Source organism: Pseudomonas sp. GXM4, assembly GCF_008923895.1.
Lineage (GTDB): Bacteria > Pseudomonadota > Gammaproteobacteria > Pseudomonadales > Pseudomonadaceae > Aquipseudomonas > Aquipseudomonas atacamensis.
The window spans coordinates 22,001-40,007 of record NZ_WBRZ01000022.1 but is presented as its reverse complement, the minus strand read 5'-3'; the positions used below and the strand labels follow the sequence as shown (position 1 = coordinate 40,007).

Annotated in this window: 13 protein-coding genes and 1 pseudogene; 9 read left to right on the top strand and 5 right to left on the bottom strand. The window is 59.0% G+C overall.

Annotation, left to right across the window (positions count from 1 at the left end; genetic code table 11):
• Nucleotides 1-335 precede the first annotated feature (335 nt).
• From F8N49_RS05675 to F8N49_RS05640, 8 genes are all read left to right on the top strand, one after another.
• Complete coding sequence (locus F8N49_RS05675; RefSeq protein ID WP_016771716.1) at nt 336-1,961, top strand: ABC transporter substrate-binding protein; 1,626 nt, start codon at nt 336-338, stop codon at nt 1,959-1,961.
• A gap of 300 nt (nt 1,962-2,261) precedes the next feature.
• Nucleotides 2,262-3,860: an ABC transporter substrate-binding protein gene (locus tag F8N49_RS05670; RefSeq protein WP_151550975.1), complete on the top strand. Its 1,599-nt coding sequence runs from the start codon at nt 2,262-2,264 to the stop codon at nt 3,858-3,860.
• A 176-nt stretch (nt 3,861-4,036) separates the two neighbouring features.
• Nucleotides 4,037-5,458: an OprD family porin gene (locus F8N49_RS05665; protein WP_071174377.1), complete on the top strand. Its 1,422-nt coding sequence runs from the start codon at nt 4,037-4,039 to the stop codon at nt 5,456-5,458.
• 77 nt (nt 5,459-5,535) lie between these two features.
• On the top strand, nt 5,536-7,131 hold the full coding sequence (locus tag F8N49_RS05660) for an ABC transporter substrate-binding protein (RefSeq protein ID WP_024011590.1): 1,596 nt from the start codon (nt 5,536-5,538) through the stop codon (nt 7,129-7,131).
• A 73-nt stretch (nt 7,132-7,204) separates the two neighbouring features.
• Nucleotides 7,205-8,215 (top strand): ABC transporter permease subunit, encoded by a 1,011-nt coding sequence (locus tag F8N49_RS05655; RefSeq protein WP_016771720.1) that lies wholly within the window; start codon nt 7,205-7,207, stop codon nt 8,213-8,215.
• 11 nt (nt 8,216-8,226) lie between these two features.
• On the top strand, nt 8,227-9,153 hold the full coding sequence (locus F8N49_RS05650) for an ABC transporter permease subunit (RefSeq protein ID WP_016771721.1): 927 nt from the start codon (nt 8,227-8,229) through the stop codon (nt 9,151-9,153).
• Nucleotides 9,154-9,163: 10 nt separating this feature from the next.
• Nucleotides 9,164-10,132 carry an ABC transporter ATP-binding protein gene (locus tag F8N49_RS05645; RefSeq protein WP_016771722.1) on the top strand — a complete coding sequence of 323 codons (969 nt, stop codon included), beginning with the start codon at nt 9,164-9,166 and terminating at the stop codon, nt 10,130-10,132.
• Nucleotides 10,132-11,112, top strand: coding sequence for a peptide ABC transporter ATP-binding protein (locus F8N49_RS05640; RefSeq protein WP_016771723.1), 981 nt, complete (start codon nt 10,132-10,134; stop codon nt 11,110-11,112). The genes F8N49_RS05645 and F8N49_RS05640 overlap by 1 nt, the downstream gene beginning before the upstream one ends.
• A 193-nt stretch (nt 11,113-11,305) precedes the next feature.
• Here the strand turns inward: F8N49_RS05640 and F8N49_RS05635 are convergent, their stop codons facing one another.
• The 5 genes and pseudogenes from F8N49_RS05635 to F8N49_RS05615 form a co-directional block, all read right to left on the bottom strand.
• On the bottom strand, nt 11,306-11,569 hold the full coding sequence (locus F8N49_RS05635) for a hypothetical protein (protein WP_071174375.1): 264 nt from the start codon (nt 11,567-11,569) through the stop codon (nt 11,306-11,308).
• Nucleotides 11,570-11,724: 155 nt separating this feature from the next.
• Nucleotides 11,725-12,909: an MFS transporter gene (locus tag F8N49_RS05630; RefSeq protein WP_122747382.1), complete on the bottom strand. Its 1,185-nt coding sequence runs from the start codon at nt 12,907-12,909 to the stop codon at nt 11,725-11,727.
• Between the two features lie 802 nt (nt 12,910-13,711).
• A pseudogene (prfC, locus tag F8N49_RS05625) lies at nt 13,712-13,903 on the bottom strand (peptide chain release factor 3); the annotation flags it as partial.
• A 12-nt stretch (nt 13,904-13,915) separates the two neighbouring features.
• Entirely contained in the window at nt 13,916-15,040 is a 1,125-nt protein-coding gene (gene fic / locus F8N49_RS05620; RefSeq protein WP_071174372.1) for a protein adenylyltransferase Fic, read from the bottom strand.
• 322 nt (nt 15,041-15,362) lie between these two features.
• On the bottom strand, nt 15,363-16,946 hold the full coding sequence (locus tag F8N49_RS05615; RefSeq protein ID WP_122601833.1) for a peptide chain release factor 3: 1,584 nt from the start codon (nt 16,944-16,946) through the stop codon (nt 15,363-15,365).
• Nucleotides 16,947-17,304: 358 nt separating this feature from the next.
• Between F8N49_RS05615 and F8N49_RS05610 the strand changes: the two genes are divergently transcribed.
• Nucleotides 17,305-17,994 carry an ABC transporter permease gene (locus F8N49_RS05610; protein WP_166554532.1) on the top strand — a complete coding sequence of 230 codons (690 nt, stop codon included), beginning with the start codon at nt 17,305-17,307 and terminating at the stop codon, nt 17,992-17,994.
• Nucleotides 17,995-18,007: the final 13 nt, after the last annotated feature.

Sequence of the window (18,007 nt, the reverse complement as noted above, 5' to 3'; positions counted from 1 at the left end):
GCCCCAATCCACCCCAACCTGAGCCACCCCAAAAACCCCTCAACCCCGCCCATCCCCAAGGGTATAAATAAGTAACACCAAGCCCCACCCAAGCGCACCCGACACCTCCAGCGCACCATTTCAGTGCCCCGAATGCACCTTAAAAACCACCCGAAAACGGTCAAATGCGTCAAAAGTTATACGGATGCGACATTAAGGTACGTTCGTGCCACCGTTTAACGCCGCCGACCGCTCTGGATCTTGCATTGGGTATGGGGCCTGCATAAGTATCCGCAGGCACGACTCACGAGGTCGTACCTCACAACTAAAAAATGACAACAAATCATGAGGCCAACATGCTTAAACACGCGGTCATTCCGTTTCTAGTCGGCGCAGGCTTGTTAGCCTCCGCACCTTTCGCCACCGCTGCGACTAACCTGGTGTTCTGCTCCGAAGGGAGCCCGGCCGGTTTTGATCCAGGCCAGTACACCACCGGAACCGACTTCGACGCCTCAGCCGAAACCATGTTCAACCGCCTGACCCAGTTCGAGCGCGGCGGCACCGCCGTGATTCCTGGTCTGGCGACCAAGTGGGACATTTCCGACGATGGCCTGACCTACACCTTCCACCTGCGTGAAGGCGTCAAGTTCCACACCACCCCGTATTTCAAGCCGACTCGTGAATTCAACGCCGACGACGTGCTGTTTACGTTCAACCGCATGATCAACAAGGACGACCCGTTCCGTAAGGCGTACCCGACCGAATTCCCGTACTTCACCGACATGGGGATGGACACCAACATCACCAAGATCGATAAAGTCGACGACCACACCGTCAAGTTCACTCTGAAAGAAGTCGATGCCGCGTTCATCCAGAACATGGCCATGAGCTTCGCGTCCGTGCAGTCCGCCGAATATGCGGCCCAACTGCTCAAGGATGGCAAAGCCGCCGACATCAACCAGAAGCCGATCGGCACCGGCCCGTTTGTGTTCAAGAGCTACCAGAAAGACTCGAACATCCGTTACACCGGCAACAAGGATTACTGGAAACCTGAAGACGTGAAGATCGACAACCTGATCTTCGCTATCACCACCGACCCGTCGGTGCGTATCCAGAAGCTGAAAAAGAACGAGTGCCAGGTCACCCTGTTCCCGCGTCCGGCCGATCTGAAAGCGCTGAAAGAAGACAAGTCGCTGAAGATGCCGGATCAGGCTGGCTTCAACCTCGGCTACATCGCTTACAACGTGATGGACAAGGTCAAGGGCAGCAACGAGGCCAACCCGCTGGCTGACCTGCGCGTGCGTCAGGCGCTGGACATGGCCGTGAACAAGCCGCAGATCATCGATTCGGTTTACCAGGGCGCTGGCCAACTGGCCGTCAACGCCATGCCGCCGACCCAGTGGTCCTACGACACCACCATCAAGGATGCCAAGTACGATCCTGAGAAAGCCAAACAGCTGCTCAAGGAAGCCGGCGTCAAGGAAGGTACCGAGATCGTCCTGTGGGCGATGCCGGTGCAGCGTCCGTACAACCCGAACGCCAAACTGATGGCTGAAATGCTCCAGTCCGACTGGGCCAAGATCGGCTTGAAAGTGAAGATCACCAGCTACGAGTGGGGCGAGTACATCAAGCGTTCCAAAGGTGGCGAGAACCAGGCCATGATCATTGGCTGGAGCGGTGACAATGGTGATCCGGACAACTGGCTCAACGTTCTGTTCGGCTGCGACTCGCTGAGCGGCAACAACTTCTCCAAGTGGTGCGACAAGAAGTTCGACGGCCTGGTGAAAGAAGCCAAACGCACTACTGACCAGGGCAAGCGCACCGAGCTGTACAAACAGGCGCAACACGTCCTCAAAGATGCAGTTCCAATGACACCTATCGCTCACTCGACGGTGTATCAACCCATGCGCGCCAACGTGCAGGATTTCAAGATCAGCCCATTTGGCCTGAATTCCTTCTACGGCGTCAGCGTCAGCAAGTAAGACATTGCAACGGCGGCGTTTCTGACGTCGCCGTTACTTTATCTACCGGGAAAAAAGGAAAAGGCTTACACCCAAATCCGCCGCAGATGATTGCTTCGGTATAGGTGCGTCGACTTTTCCTACGAGCATTAAGGCAATTACGTATTTACTGCCAGAGGCACGGTGCCTACCGTCGCGTACTGACCAGTGTCTGCGTGGGCCACCGGTTTTTCCGTACGTATTGGATTGAGCTCAATGCGACCAGGAAGTCCCGGGATAGGGACCCTGACGCATTGCACAACACTAAAAAGAGGGAGCGTCATGCGCCATACCTTGATTTTTTCCGCACTGTTGGGCGCCGGCCTGTTGGCCGCCACGTCTGCAAGCTACGCCGCCAGCGACAGCCTGGTGTTTTGCTCGGAAGGCAGCCCGGCGGGTTTCGATACCGCGCAGTACACGACGGCCACCGACAACGACGCCGCCGAGCCGCTGTACAACCGCCTCGTCGAGTTTGAAAAAGGCGCGACCAATGTCGTACCGGGCCTGGCGACCAAGTGGGACATTTCCGAAGATGGCCTGAAATACACCTTTCACCTGCGTGAAGGCGTGAAATTTCATACAACCCCTTACTTCAAGCCGAGCCGCGATTTCAACGCTGACGATGTCGTGTTCACGTTCACTCGCATGCTCGATGCGCAACAGCCGTTCCGCAAGGCCTATCCCACCGAGTTTCCGTACTTCAACGGGATGAGCCTGAACAAGAACATCGCCAAGGTCGAGAAGACCGGGCCGCTGACCGTGGAGTTCACGCTCAACAGTGTCGATGCCGCGTTCATCCAGAACATCGCGATGAGCTTCGCTTCGATTCTGTCTGCCGAATACGCCGACAAGCTGCTGGCCGACGGCAAGCCGAGCGACATCAACCAGAAGCCGATCGGCACCGGGCCGTTCGTGTTCAAGAGTTACCAGAAAGACTCGAACATCCGTTACACCGGTAACCCGCAGTACTGGGATCCGAGCCGGGTCAAGCTGAAGAACCTGATTTTCGCGATCAATACCGACGCTTCGGTACGCGTGCAGAAGCTCAAGGCCAACGAGTGCCAGATCACCCTGCACCCGCGCCCTGCCGATGTTGAAGCGCTGAAGGCCGACCCGAAACTGCAACTGATTTCCAAGCCGGGCTTCAACCTCGGCTACATCGCTTACAACGTGCGCCACAAGCCGTTCGATCAACTGGAAGTGCGTCAGGCGCTGGACATGGCGGTGAATAAACAGGGAATTCTCAACGCTGTTTATCAAGGCGCCGGCCAACTGGCCGTCAACGCCATGCCACCGACCCAGTGGTCCTACGACGACACCATCAAGGACGCCGCCTACAACCCGGAAAAAGCCAAGGAACTGCTCAAGGCCGCCGGCGTGAAAGAAGGCACCGAGATCACCCTGTGGGCAATGCCGGTGCAGCGCCCCTACAACCCGAACGCCAAGCTGATGGCCGAAATGCTCCAGTCCGACTGGGCCAAGATCGGTCTGAAAGTGAAGATCGTCAGTTACGAATGGGGCGAATACATCAAGCGCACCAAGAACGGCGAGCACGACATCAGCCTGATCGGCTGGACCGGTGACAACGGGGACCCGGACAACTGGCTCGGCACGCTGTACAGCTGCGACGCCATCGGCGGCAACAACTACTCCATGTGGTGCGACCCGGCTTACGACAAGCTGATCAAACAGGCCAAGGTCGTCACCGACCGCGACCAGCGCACCGTGCTTTATAAACAGGCCCAGCAATTGCTTAAACAGCAAGTGCCGATCACGCCTGTCGCCCACTCGACGGTCAACCAGCCGTTAAGCACCCGGGTCGAAGGATTCAAAGTCAGCCCGTTCGGCCGCAACGTGTTCTCGGGTGTCAGTATCGATTAAACCAACCGATTAGCCGCAATGCTGAGGGGAGCCGTCTACTTCCCTCACGCAAGCGCTTTGCCGAAATTCGCCCATCCGGCTTTTTGCAAACGTTTGCGATGTGTGAACGAGTTCTAAACCAATAACCGGCATACCAAAAAAAGCCGGGATAAAAAGAAAGTAAAGGAGCTTCACCCATGAAACTGAGCAGCACCGCGATACTGGCCCTGGCCATCAGCAGCATCACTGCTACCGCGTACGCCGAACCTGCAAGTCAGGAGTTCGTCCCTACCACATTGGCCGGCAGCAGCGCCCAAAGCGAGGCCAAAGGCTTTATCGATGGACAAAGCCTGGGCGGTACAACCCGTAACTGGTATGCCAACGAACTGAAGCGTCGTGATGACCGTTTCAGCTACGTGAAAAACAGCGACAAGAATACTTCGCCATTGGTCAAGACGCCGACTGCGCGTCGCATCAACTGGGTGCAAGGCACCATCGTCAACTACACCTCGGGCTTCACCCAAGGCACCGTGGGCGTGAGCACCGAAGTCGCCGCTTACAACGCCATTGTGCTGGATCGTGATCGCAAGGACATCGCCGGCGGCTCCAACCGTACTCTGGCGGATTCCGACGGCGACGCCGTTGACCAGTGGAGCAAACTGGGTCTGGCCAACGTCAAGTTCCGCGTGTCGAACACTACCCTGACTGCCGGCCGCCAGAACTTCAGCACGCCGATCGTTGATGTCATCGGCAACCGACCGCTGCCTTCGAGCTTTGAAGGTATCAGCCTGCACAGCGAGGAATTCAACAACCTGTCGTTCGACCTGGGCGGTTTCGACCGCGTATCGCCGCGTACCGAGCAGAGCCTGTCGAAATTTCGCACCGAGTATTCAGCCACTGGCGTGGAGACCGACAAGGTTTACGTTGCCGGCGTCAACTACCAACCGTTCAAGAGCCTGAAAACCAGCTTTTACGGTTCCAACGTGGAAGACTTCTGGAACCAGTACTACTTCGGCGCAACCCACGAACTGGGTGACAGCCAGGTGCTGAGCCTGACCACCGGTCTGAACTACTACAAGACCGTCGACGAAGGCAAAAAGCTGATGGGCAACATCGACAACGATACCTACTCGCTGTCGCTGGGTCTGACTCACCAGGCCCACAGCCTGACGTTCTCGTATCAAGAAGTTAACGGTAACGAGTACTTCGACTACCTGCACGAAACCAACGGCATCTACCTGGCCAACTCCCTGCTGTCGGACTTCAACGGCCCGAACGAGAAGTCGTTCCAGATCGCCTACGGCATCAACATGGCCGAGTACGGTGTGCCAGGCCTGAAGTTCAACATCTACCAGGCACGCGGTTGGGGCATCGACGGTACTCACTACCGCGGCACCGCCTACACCGATCCGGGCGCCAAGCGCGGCGACCTGAGCCTGATGGATGGCGAGTCTCACTATGAATACGGTGTCGGGGCTTCCTACGCTGTGCAAAGCGGCCCGCTCAAAGCCACTGCGATTCGCGCGACGTACACCACACACCGCGCCAGCGAGCATCAGGCTGACGGCAACATCAACGAGTTCCGTCTCGTAACCACCATTCCGTTCAACATTCTGTAAAAACGCCAACCGACGGCTGACTCATGATGAGTCGGCCGTTCGGTTTTCTGTCTTCAACCGATTGCAGAGGGTTATCGATGAAAATGCTTCCCCTACGTGCGGCCATCGCGGCTGCGTTGCTGAGTGTCGCTGTCGGCGCCTCGGCCAAACCCTTGGTGGTCTGCACCGAAGCCAGCCCGGAAGGCTTCGATATGGTCCAGTACACAACTGCAGTCACGGCGGACGCTGTGGCCGAAACCATCTTCAATCGCCTGGCCGATTTCAAGCCCGGCACCACCGAAGTGATCCCGGCGCTCGCCGAGTCCTGGGACATCAGCGAAGACGGCCTGACCTACACGTTCCACCTGCGCAAAGGCGTCAAGTTTCACACCACCGAATATTTCAAGCCGACCCGCGACATGAACGCCGACGACGTGGTCTGGAGCTTCCAGCGTCAGCTGGACCCGAATCACCCGTGGCACAAACTGTCGAGCGTGGGCTTCCCGTACTTTGAGAGCATGGGCTTCAAGGAACTGCTCAAAAGCGTAGAAAAAGTCGACGACAACACGGTCAAGTTCACCCTGACCCGCCGCGAAGCGCCGTTCCTGGCCGACATCGCCATGGCCTTCTCGTCGATCTACCCGGCCGAATACGCCGACCAGTTGCTCAAGGCCAACAAGACTGGCGATCTGAACAACAAGCCGATCGGCACCGGCCCGTTCATCTTCCAGCGCTACGCCAAGGATGCGCAGGTGCGCTTCAAGGCCAACCCGGATTATTTCCGTGGCAAGCCGCCGGCCGACGCGTTGATCCTGGCGATCGCCACCGACAACAACGTGCGCCTGCAAAAGCTCAAGGCCAACGAGTGCCAGGTCGCGCTGTATCCGAAACCGGATGACATCCCGAGCATCAAGAAAGACAGCAAGCTGAAAGTCGACGAGCTGGACGCGATGACCGTTTCGTACATCGCCATGAACACCCAGCACAAGTACATGAGCGACGTGCGTGTGCGCAAAGCCATCGACATCGCGTTCGACAAGGAAGCCTACGTCAACGCACTGTTCGGCAAGGGCAACGCGTCGGTGGCGGTCAACCCGTACCCGCCGACCCTGCTCGGCTACAACCATGATCTGAAAAACCCGCCACGCGACCTCGACAAGGCACGCGCCCTGCTCAAGGAAGCCGGGGTTCCGGAAGGCACCACCTTCACCCTGTTCACCCGTAATGGCGGCGGTCCGACCAACCCCAACCCGATGCTCGGTGCGCAGATGATGCAGGCTGACCTGGCGAAAGTCGGGATCAAGATCGACATCCGCGTGATGGAATGGGGCGAAATGCTCAAGCGCGCCAAGGCCGGCGAGCACGACATGGTTTCGGCCGGATGGGCGGGCGACAACGGCGACCCGGATAACTTCCTGACGCCTATGCTCAGTTGCGAGGCCGCCAAGAACGGCGAAAACTACGCACGCTGGTGCAACGAGAAATTCCAGGCACTGCTGGATGAAGCGCGGGCTAAAGTAGATCCGGCTGAACGCGCCGCGCTCTACGAACAGGCTCAAGTGCTGTTTAATCAGGACCAGCCATGGATCAGCATGGCCCATACTCGGATGTTCACTGCAATGCGCAACAATGTAGAGGGCTACCACATCAGCCCTCTCACCACTAATAACTTCGCCACCACCCAGGTGAAGTAGATAAGAAACGCCCGGTGCTCCTGACCTATGGAACACCGGGCACGCCTAACCGGCTGATGAGGTACCACACAAGATGTTTAGTTTTATTGCCCGCCGACTGGGGTTGTTGATCCCCACGTTTTTCGGCATCACCTTGCTGACTTTCGCGTTGATTCGCATGATTCCGGGCGACCCCGTGGAAGTGATGATGGGCGAACGTCGGGTCGACCCCGAAATGCACGCTCAGGCAATGGAACGCCTGGGGCTGAACAAGCCGCTGTATGCCCAGTATCTGGACTACATCGGCAAACTGGCTCAAGGCGATCTCGGTGAGTCGTTGCGTACCCGTGAAAGTGTGTGGACCGAGTTCACCTCTCTTTTCCCGGCGACCCTGGAACTGTCCATGGCCGCCCTGCTGTTCGCTGGCATCCTCGGGCTTCTGGCCGGGGTGATCGCGGCACTCAAACGAGGATCGCTGTTCGACCACGGGGTGATGGGCATCTCGCTCGCGGGCTATTCGATGCCGATCTTCTGGTGGGGCCTGATCCTGATCATGTTCTTCTCGGTGAGCCTGGGCTGGACTCCGGTGTCCGGGCGCATCGACCTGCTGTATGACATCGAGCCGAAAACCGGCTTCATGCTGATCGACACGCTGCTGGCCGATGACGTCGGCGCGTTCTTCGACGCTCTGCATCACCTGATCCTGCCGGCCATCGTGCTCGGCACCATCCCGCTGGCAGTGATCGCGCGGATGACCCGTTCGTCGATGCTCGAAGTGCTGCGCGAGGACTACATCCGCACCGCCAAGGCCAAGGGCCTGTCGCCGTCGCGCGTGGTGTTCGTGCACGGTCTGCGCAATGCGCTGATTCCGGTGCTGACCGTGGTCGGCCTGCAGGTCGGCACGCTGCTGGCCGGTGCGGTCCTGACCGAAACCATCTTCTCCTGGCCCGGCATCGGTAAATGGCTGATCGAAGCCATCGGCGCCCGGGACTATCCGGTGGTGCAAAACGGCATCCTGTTAATCGCCTGCCTGGTGATTCTGGTCAACTTCGTGGTGGACATCCTCTACGGCTTTGCCAACCCACGCATCCGTCATCAGCGCTGAGGTCAATACCCATGAGCACTCCAACATCCTCAGTAGCCACCGCCACGTCCGCCGTGGATCAAAGCCTGCTGTACCCGTCGCCGTACAAAGAATTCTGGCAAGCGTTCTCGAAGAACAAGGGCGCCGTTGCCGGCCTGCTGTTCATGCTGCTGATCATCTTCTGCGCGATCTTCGCGCCGTGGGTCGCGCCGCATAACCCGAGCGAGCAATACCGTGACTTCCTGCTGACGCCACCGGCGTGGCTCGAAGGCGGGCAGATGCAGTTCCTGCTCGGCACCGACGAACTCGGCCGTGACCTGCTGTCGCGTCTGATCCAGGGTTCGCGCCTGTCGCTGCTGATCGGCTTGTCGTCGGTGGTGATGTCGTTGATTCCGGGGATCCTGCTGGGTCTGTTCGCCGGTTTCTTCCCGAAAGTGGTCGGCCCGACCATCATGCGTCTGATGGACATCATGCTGGCCCTGCCATCGCTGCTGCTGGCCGTGGCGATCGTCGCCATCCTCGGCCCTGGCCTGATCAACACCGTGATCGCGATTGCCGTGGTTTCCCTGCCGTCCTACGTGCGTCTGACCCGTGCTGCCGTCATGGGCGAACTGAACCGCGACTACGTCACCGCCGCGCGTCTGGCCGGTGCCGGTCTGCCGCGCCTGATGTTCATCACCGTGCTGCCCAACTGCATGGCGCCGCTGATCGTGCAGGCAACCCTGAGCTTTTCTTCGGCGATTCTCGATGCCGCTGCACTGGGCTTCCTCGGCCTCGGCGTACAACCGCCAACCCCTGAGTGGGGCACCATGCTGGCCTCGGCCCGCGACTACATCGAACGCGCCTGGTGGGTGGTAAGTCTGCCTGGTCTGACCATTTTGCTCAGCGTGCTGGCAATCAACTTGATGGGCGACGGCCTGCGCGATGCGCTGGACCCGAAACTCAAGAACGCCGCCTGAGGAGATTCAAATGTCACTGCTAGAAATCAAGAATCTCAACGTCCGCTTCGGCGACAAGACCGCGACCCCGGTGGTCGACGGCCTAGACCTCAAGGTCGACAAGGGCGAAGTACTGGCCATCGTTGGCGAGTCGGGTTCGGGTAAATCCGTGACCATGATGGCGCTGATGGGCCTGATCGAGCATCCCGGCATCGTCACCGCCGACTCGCTCAGCTTCGACGGCAAGGACATGCTCAAGCTGAGCAATCGTCAGCGTCGGCAGATCGTCGGCAAAGACCTGTCGATGGTCTTCCAGGACCCGATGACCGCGCTGAACCCGAGCTACACCGTCGGTTTCCAGATCGAGGAAGTGCTGCGCCTGCACCTGAAAATGTCCGGCAAGCAAGCGCGCAAGCGTGCCATCGAACTGCTGGAAAAAGTCGAAATTCCCGGCGCCGCCAGCCGTATGGACGCCTACCCGCATCAACTGTCGGGCGGTATGAGCCAGCGTGTCGCGATCGCCATGGCGATTGCCGGCGAGCCGAAACTGTTGATCGCCGACGAACCGACCACCGCGCTGGACGTGACGATTCAGGCGCAGATCATGGATCTGCTGCTGGCGTTGCAGAAAGAGCAGAACATGGGCCTGGTGTTGATCACTCACGACCTCGCGGTCGTGGCGGAAACCGCCCAGCGCGTCTGCGTGATGTATGCCGGCCAGGCGGTTGAAGTCGGTCAGGTGCCGCAACTGTTCGACATCCCGGCGCACCCGTACAGCGAAGCGCTGCTCAAGGCGATTCCCGAGCACAGCCTCGGCGCCTCACGCCTGTCGACCTTGCCGGGCATCGTCCCGGGCCGTTACGACCGACCGCAGGGGTGCCTGCTGTCGCCGCGCTGCCCGTACGTGCAGGACAACTGCCGCACCCAGCGTCCGGGCCTTGATCCGAAAGCCAACAGCCTCGCCCGCTGCTTCTACCCGCTGAACCAGGAGGTGGCGTAATGGCCGTCGTACTTACCGCCCGCGACCTGACCCGTCACTACGAAGTCTCCCGTGGCCTGTTCAAGGGCCACGCCACCGTGCGCGCGCTTAACGGCGTGTCGTTCGAACTGGAAGCCGGCAAGACCCTCGCCGTAGTGGGTGAGTCGGGCTGCGGCAAATCCACTCTCGCCCGCGCCCTGACGCTGATCGAAGAGCCGTCGTCGGGTTCGCTGCAGATTGCCGGCCAGGAAGTCGCCGGCGCCGACAAGGCCGAGCGCAAGCAACTGCGCAAAGACGTGCAGATGGTGTTTCAGAGCCCGTACGCGTCGTTGAACCCACGGCAGAAAATCGGTGATCAACTGGCCGAGCCGCTGCTGATCAACACCAAGCTGTCGGCCACCGAACGTCGCGAGAAAGTCCAGGCGATGATGAAGCAGGTCGGCTTGCGCCCTGAGCATTACCAGCGCTATCCGCACATGTTCTCCGGCGGTCAGCGCCAGCGTATCGCTCTGGCGCGGGCAATGATGTTGCAACCGAAAGTGCTGGTCGCGGACGAACCGACTTCGGCGCTGGACGTGTCGATTCAGGCCCAGGTGCTCAACCTGTTCATGGATTTGCAGCAGGAGTTCAACACCGCCTACGTGTTCATCTCGCACAACCTTGCGGTGGTGCAACATGTGGCCGATGACGTGATGGTGATGTACCTCGGCCGCCCGGTAGAACTGGGACCGAAAAACGACATCTACGAGCGCCCGCTGCATCCGTACACCCAAGCGCTGCTGTCGGCGACCCCGACGATTCACCCGGACCCGAACAAGCCGAAAATCAAGATCGTCGGCGAACTGCCCAACCCGCTGAACCCGCCACCGGGCTGTGCTTTCCACAAACGCTGCCCGTACGCGACGGAGCGTTGCACCACGGAAGAGCCGTTGTTGCGTGAACTGGATAATCGGCAGGTGGCTTGCCACTACGCCGAGCAATTCCTCGACGGCGCGGCGTAAGACCACGGCAAAACCTGTAGGAGCTGATGAGTGCAACGAGGCTGCGATCTTTTGATTTTCAGAAGCAAGATCAAAAGATCGCAGCGTTCCGCAGCTCCTACAGGGGATTTGCGTTGAACCAGAATCAATAAAACCCCTTCCACCTCGATTGCGCATCAGTCGAGGCCGAAGGGGTTTTTCTTTGCCCGGCGATCTACGTCTGGCTATCGCCTTCGTCATCCGGGTCATCGGTATCCGGATCGTCCGTGGTCGAGTCGTCGTCATCGGCGCTGCCACCCTGATTCATATCCCCCGGCTCCGACTCGGACTTGGCCAGCATCAGGCCGCTATGCCCTACCTGGCCGTTAAACGCCTGAGATTCGTGATCCTCGCACTCGGCCCACGCCGTTGCGGTGCCGAGGGATAGCATCACCATCACTTTCAACAACATCAAAACCCGTAGCAATCTGCTTTTCATGGCCGACTCCATCCTGTTGCGCTAAGACATGCTTGCCGGACTGGCTCGATGTGAAATCTAGTTGCGATCCGACCGGCTCACCACTTAGGACGCGACCGCGCAGGCAGAAATGCCATCGACCGCCAGATTGCTTTCGAATAACCCTGATAACCGAATCAGCTAAGCCCGCGCGTGGCCTGCCAGGTCAGTGGAATGGAGATCAGCACCAGCAGCGCGCTCATCAGCCACACACTGTGCCCGCCAAACTGGCCATACAGCTGACCGCTGAGCACCGGCGACAACAGCGCGCTGGCACTCCAGCTCATGAAGAACAAGCCGAAGTACTGACCGCTCTTGCCGCTCTGGGCAAACTGCATCGCCAGTACATTCAACGGCGGCATGAACAAGGCCTCGCCCAGCGTCCAGATCAGCGTCGACAGACAGACAAAAGCCAAGCCGGAACCGAACGGCAACATGCCCAGCCCACAGGCCAGCAACAAGCTGCCCGCGAGCATCTGCCAGCGCGAGCCCCAACGCTCGACCGAGTGCGACAGCGGAATCTGCAAAGCGATCACCAACAGCGCATTGAGCCCGAACTGCCAACCGATCGCTTCGGTACTCAGGTGGTAGTAATCACGCAGATAATTGCCCAGCGTGCTGTAGACCGTGTCGAACGCAATGCCGAGCACGGCCGTCGCCGCCAGCAGCCAGAGGAACGGCTTGTCGCGATACGGCAGGCTTGAGCCATCGGTCGATTCGTCTTCAACCACCAGCACCGGCCGCCGCCACGTCGTGCGCACGAACCACAGCAACGCCAGCATCGTCATCGCCGCACTGGCAAAAAACACCCAACGAAAATCCGCCTGCGCCAACACCCCGCCCGCCACCCCGGCAGCGGCCATGCCGAGATTGCGCGCGACCCGACTCAGAGCCTGCGCACGGGAACGTTGCGCGACCTCGCAATACTCCATGATCAGGCGCTGATGCAACGTCCGAATCGCCCCATCGATGACACCGCTAAGCAACAGCAAACCGGCCAGCCACGGCACCTGCGTCACCAGCCCCAACAGCATCAGCACCCACACCGAAACGAAAAACAGCGCCGCCGTCAGCCGCGCCGTGCGCACGTGATCACTGAGCCAACCACCGAGCATCGAACCGACCAACAACCCCGCGCCATAGGCCGACAGCAACCAGCCGACGGTTTCAATCGCCAGCCCCAATTCCTGACGCAAGTACAACGCCATGAAGAGTTTGACCATGGCGCTGAGGCGATTGATGAACAATAGAGCCGCGAGGACCCAGGCCATGGGGGTGAAATAGCCGTTGGGGCGCAGGAGTTGGGTCAGTCCTTTGAGCATGTAACGTCCGATGGGCGCGAGGGTTTGATGAACAGTAGACGGCTTGGATTGGAATGTCGTGGGGGTGAGGTCAGCGGAAGTAAAAGCAGAGTATGGCTACGACGTAGAGGGAAAACGCCTTACGGAAAAATCGCCGCGCCCGGATTCAACTTGATTTTTCACGCGGCGTTAAAGATCAAAAGCCCCTCACACTAACCCTCTCCCGGAGGGAGAGGGGACTGACCGGGTCGCTTGGGCAAGGTACGCCGACCTGAAATACCGAGCCGAACTCGGGATTTGAACAGATCATCAATCGGCCCCCTCTCCCTCGGGAGAGGGCTGGGGTGAGGGGCGAATCCTACACAGATCCAAAGCAGACCACACGCTTCTCACCACTCAAAACAATGAGCGCAAGCTCGAGTGCTTTTGATCTTGCTGTTGATCCACCGGCGACGTCGGAAGGCTGAGTGGAGGGATTGATCCGGGCGTGGGAGCGCAGCGACCGTTCGACGAAGTCGAACACAGCGGAAGGAGGTGCAGCGAAGCAAACCGGAGCCGCTGCGCCCGGATCGATCCCGGAGCGAAGGAACCCGAGCCTGCGAGGGCCGAACGCAGGAGCAAGCCTTTTCGGTTACCTTTTTGGCGTTTGAAAAAGGTGACTCGCCGTAAGGGCGAAACCGCCAGCCGCCACACCGCAAAAAACGGATATTCACCCAAACCAACCAACGCCTGGTCGGCCCAAAGGCCGCCAAGACCAAAACCGGCAGCCCATAAAAAAGCCCCCAAGGCCTACACCTCAGGGGCTTTCAATGATGCTCACGCGTCGCGCGGAATAAACAGTGATCGGCTCATATGAGCACTCGACCTTGTATTCCTCTTTCAAACGGCTAGCGACCACATCGAACTGCAGCACAGACGCGGCGCTGAGCATGATGTCGTTGCTGCGCTCCGGGAAGAACCCCTGCGTCGCGCCCTCTTCCGCCAACTGCTGCAGACCCTGACGCAACTGCCTGGAGACGCAACGATGTTATAAGGCATAGGCCCTGAAGTCGTTGCTGTCGCGAATCAGTAATTGCATCAGCCTGGGATGGATGAACAGCTTTTCCTTACCGACCTGCACTTCTTGCAGAACGCCAATGGCGACCAGCTCTTTGAGGTAGCGGGAGGCGGCTTGACGCTGGGCAATCTGTTTATCAACGACGTTGCTGATGCGGCAGTAGGGTTGCTCGAAAATGACGTCCACCAGCTCGCGGGAATATGTTTTTGGTAGTTGCTCTCGAACAAACTGGGTGGTGTGCTCGGACAGGCTGCGGATGGCGGCGATTTTGGCGCTGGTCCAGCGGGCGGTTTCCTCCACAGCGCTGAGCATGTAAAGCAGCCAGGGTTCCCATGCTTGCTCGCGAGTGACATCGAGCAGCAATCGATAGTACTCGGCGCGGTGCGCGATGATGTAACGGCTGAGGTAAAGGATCGGCAGGTTCAGCAAACCTTCTTGAATCAGGTACAGAGTATTGAGCACTCGTCCGGTACGGCCGTTGCCATCGGTAAACGGGTGAATCGCCTCGAACTGGTAATGCCCGACGGCCATACGCACCAGTGGATCCAGATCCGTCTCGTTGTGCAGGAAGCGTTCCCAATTAGCGAGCAGATCACGCAGGTGATCCTCACCTTCGGGAGGTGTGTAGATGATCTCGCCTGTACGGTCGTTGGCTAACTGAGTACCGGGAACACGGCGTATGTCCATATCCACACCTTTGAGAGTGCGACAAATCTCGACTGCCGTACCAGTGGAAAGTGGGCGTTCGGCCAAAGACTGGTAGCCATGATGGAGAGCCTTGCGATAGCGCAGAGCTTCTTTAGTAGCGGGGTCGGCGTGATTTTCGCCATCATGGGCGTGCTGAAAGAGCAAATCCGTGGTGGTGACTATGCTTTCGATTTCGGAGCTGTCCTTCGCTTCCAGCAATGGGATGGTGTTGATTAACACCGTTTGGTTCGGAATGAGCTCGGCTGCCTGCTTCAACTCCGCAAGCGCTGTGCGGGCCTCGATGCAACGCTTGAGCACTGCTCGAGTCTCCAGCTCTGCTTTGGGTGGTAAGGTCGGAAGCTGGTTATACGGCTTGTCCGCCGTCCAAGGAAGTGCGTGTATGGTCATGGATGAAGGGCCTGATCCTTGGGATAAACATTAAGGTAAGGACACCTGTATGCGCCCCCTTATGGCGTCAGTGTAAACATGTGCGCTCTACGTGTCGCTTTTTTGAGATTTTGACGACACGTCATGATCTCATGTCGCTGACGACGACATGTGCGCATGTCGTGTCTTCAAAATGGATTTCAAGCGACGTATTGTTCTCCAACCCAGCGCACGTTATGAAGAAAGACCATGCTCGGCCCAAAAGCCAAGACCAAAACCGGCAGCCCATAAAAAAGCCCCCAAGGCCTACACCTCAGGGGCTTTCAGAAAAACACCTCAAACCTTAATGATGCTCCCGCGTCGCGCGGAATTTCACATCCGGCCAGCGCTCTTCCATCAACGCCAGATTCACCCGCGTCGGCGCCAGGTAAGTCAGGTGACCACCGCCATCCAGCGCAAGGTTCTCCACCGCCTTGTTGGAAAACTCCTCAAGCTTCTTCTTGTCGCTGCACTCGATCCAGCGCGCCGAATACACAGTGATCGGCTCATACGAGCACTCGACCTTGTATTCCTCTTTCAAACGGCTGGCGACCACATCGAACTGCAGCACACCGACGGCGCCGAGAATGATGTCGTTGCTGCGCTCGGGGAAGAACACCTGCGTCGCGCCCTCTTCCGCCAACTGCTGCAAGCCCTGACGCAACTGCTTGGATTTCAGCGGATCACGCAGACGCACGCGACGGAACAGTTCCGGGGCGAAGTGCGGAATACCGGTGAAACCGAGGACTTCGCCTTCGCTGAAGGTGTCGCCGATCTGGATCGTGCCGTGGTTGTGCAGACCGATGATGTCGCCGGCGTAGGCCTCTTCCAGTTGCTCACGCTCGGAGGAGAAGAACGTCAGGGCGTCGCCGATGCGCACGTCCTTGCCGGTGCGCACGTGGCGCATCTTCATGCCTTTTTCGTACTTGCCGGAGCAGATCCGCATGAAGGCGATGCGGTCGCGGTGTTTCGGGTCCATGTTCGCCTGGATCTTGAAGATGAAGCCCGAGAACTTCTCTTCCACCGGCTCGACAGTACGCTCGTTGGCCACACGGGCCAGCGGACGCGGCGCCCAATCGACGACAGCATCGAGCACGTGGTCGACACCGAAGTTGCCCAGTGCAGTACCGAAGAACACCGGGGTCAGTTGGCCGTCGAGGAATTCCTGCTGGTTGAATTCGTGGCAGGCACCCTGTACCAGTTCCAGCTGCTCGATGAAACGCTCGTACTCATCGCCCAGATGCGCGCGCGCCTCGTCGGAGTCGAGTTTCTCGATGATCTTGGTTTCGGTGCGCTCGTGACCGTGACCGGCGGTGTAAACAATGATGTAGTCGTCGGCCAGGTGATACACGCCCTTGAAATCGCGGTAGCAACCGATCGGCCAGGTGATCGGCGCAGCCTTGATCTTCAGGACTGCTTCGATTTCGTCGAGCAGTTCGATCGGGTCGCGAATGTCACGGTCGAGTTTGTTGATGAAGCTGACGATCGGCGTGTCACGCAGACGGCAGACGTCCATCAGCGCAATGGTCCGTGGCTCAACACCCTTACCGCCGTCGAGCACCATCAAGGCCGAGTCCACCGCCGTCAGGGTGCGGTAGGTGTCTTCGGAGAAGTCTTCGTGGCCCGGGGTGTCGAGCAGGTTGATCATGTGTTCGCGATAGGGGAACTGCATGACCGACGTGGTAATGGAAATACCCCGCTGCTTCTCCATCTCCATCCAGTCGGATGTCGCATGGCGATCGGATTTACGGGATTTCACCGTACCGGCCACTGCAATCGCCTTGCCCATCAACAGGAGCTTTTCGGTGATCGTGGTTTTACCGGCATCGGGGTGGGAAATAATGGCGAAAGTGCGGCGTTTCGCGACTTCGGCGGCCTGTTGGGTCATGGGAAATCGCCTGGCGGTGATTCAAAAAAGGGCCGCGATTATAGCCCAACTCGCTGCAATAACCGAACCGTTGAGCACATTAAGGGTGGCCAAATGCTGCCGCAGATGGGAACCTTTTAAAGCACGGAGACGTCCATCCCCTGTTACGAACTTTCGTCAGGGGCTGAAAAATCAGCAAGTTAGCCTGACGAGGCTGCGCTCATGGCTCGCTTTCAGACCGCTTTGCCGGCTCTGAAAAACGGCTACTTTTCGCGAACGACGCTCCCGGCAGCCAAGGCTTGGCATGCCACACGGGACTGCGCTCGCCGACTACAAAAAAAGGAGTCCGCCTGTGGCTATCCGCTATGGCAAAGGGCTGATGGGAGGTGCGGTGGTGATCGCGCTCCTGGCCCTGCTGGTCCACTGGATCGGCATCAACACGATCGAACACTACCGCGACGATTTGTTGTTTTACCTGCAAGCTCATCTGATTCTCGTCCTCGCTTCCATGCTGGCCGCCCTCGTCGTGGGCATCCCCGCCGGTATCTTCCTCAGCCGCCCGAGCATGGTCGGCCGCGCCGAACGCTTCATGCAGATCTTCAATATCGGCAACACCGTGCCACCGCTGGCCGTGCTCGCGATTGCACTGGGCATCCTCGGCATCGGCAGTGGCCCGGCAATCTTCGCCCTGTTCCTCGCCTCGCTGTTGCCGATCGTGCGCAACACCTATGAAGGCCTGAAAAATGTGCAGGGCTCGCTGAAAGAAGCCGCAGTCGGCATCGGCATGACCCCGCGCCAAGTGCTGTGGAAAGTCGAATTGCCCAACGCCGTGCCGATCATCGTCGGTGGCGTGCGGGTCGCACTGGCAATCAACGTCGGCACCGCGCCGCTGGCGTTCCTGATCGGCGCCAACAGCCTCGGCAGCCTGATCTTCCCCGGCATCGCCCTGAACAATCAGCCGCAACTGCTGCTCGGCGCTGCGTGCACCGCGCTGTTGGCGCTGCTGCTCGATGGCGTGGTCACCCTCGCCAGCCGCCTATGGCTGGAACGCGGTCTGCGCCCGTCTTAAGGCTTTGCGAAGG

Coding starts and splice junctions, on each gene's coding strand:
- F8N49_RS05675 (WP_016771716.1), top strand. CDS start 336: ATGCTTAAACACGCGGTCATTCCGTTTCTAGTCGGCGCAGGCTTGTTA.
- F8N49_RS05670 (WP_151550975.1), top strand. CDS start 2,262: ATGCGCCATACCTTGATTTTTTCCGCACTGTTGGGCGCCGGCCTGTTG.
- F8N49_RS05665 (WP_071174377.1), top strand. CDS start 4,037: ATGAAACTGAGCAGCACCGCGATACTGGCCCTGGCCATCAGCAGCATC.
- F8N49_RS05660 (WP_024011590.1), top strand. CDS start 5,536: ATGAAAATGCTTCCCCTACGTGCGGCCATCGCGGCTGCGTTGCTGAGT.
- F8N49_RS05655 (WP_016771720.1), top strand. CDS start 7,205: ATGTTTAGTTTTATTGCCCGCCGACTGGGGTTGTTGATCCCCACGTTT.
- F8N49_RS05650 (WP_016771721.1), top strand. CDS start 8,227: ATGAGCACTCCAACATCCTCAGTAGCCACCGCCACGTCCGCCGTGGAT.
- F8N49_RS05645 (WP_016771722.1), top strand. CDS start 9,164: ATGTCACTGCTAGAAATCAAGAATCTCAACGTCCGCTTCGGCGACAAG.
- F8N49_RS05640 (WP_016771723.1), top strand. CDS start 10,132: ATGGCCGTCGTACTTACCGCCCGCGACCTGACCCGTCACTACGAAGTC.
- F8N49_RS05635 (WP_071174375.1), bottom strand. CDS start 11,569: ATGAAAAGCAGATTGCTACGGGTTTTGATGTTGTTGAAAGTGATGGTG.
- F8N49_RS05630 (WP_122747382.1), bottom strand. CDS start 12,909: ATGCTCAAAGGACTGACCCAACTCCTGCGCCCCAACGGCTATTTCACC.
- fic (WP_071174372.1), bottom strand. CDS start 15,040: ATGACCATACACGCACTTCCTTGGACGGCGGACAAGCCGTATAACCAG.
- F8N49_RS05615 (WP_122601833.1), bottom strand. CDS start 16,946: ATGACCCAACAGGCCGCCGAAGTCGCGAAACGCCGCACTTTCGCCATT.
- F8N49_RS05610 (WP_166554532.1), top strand. CDS start 17,305: ATGGGAGGTGCGGTGGTGATCGCGCTCCTGGCCCTGCTGGTCCACTGG.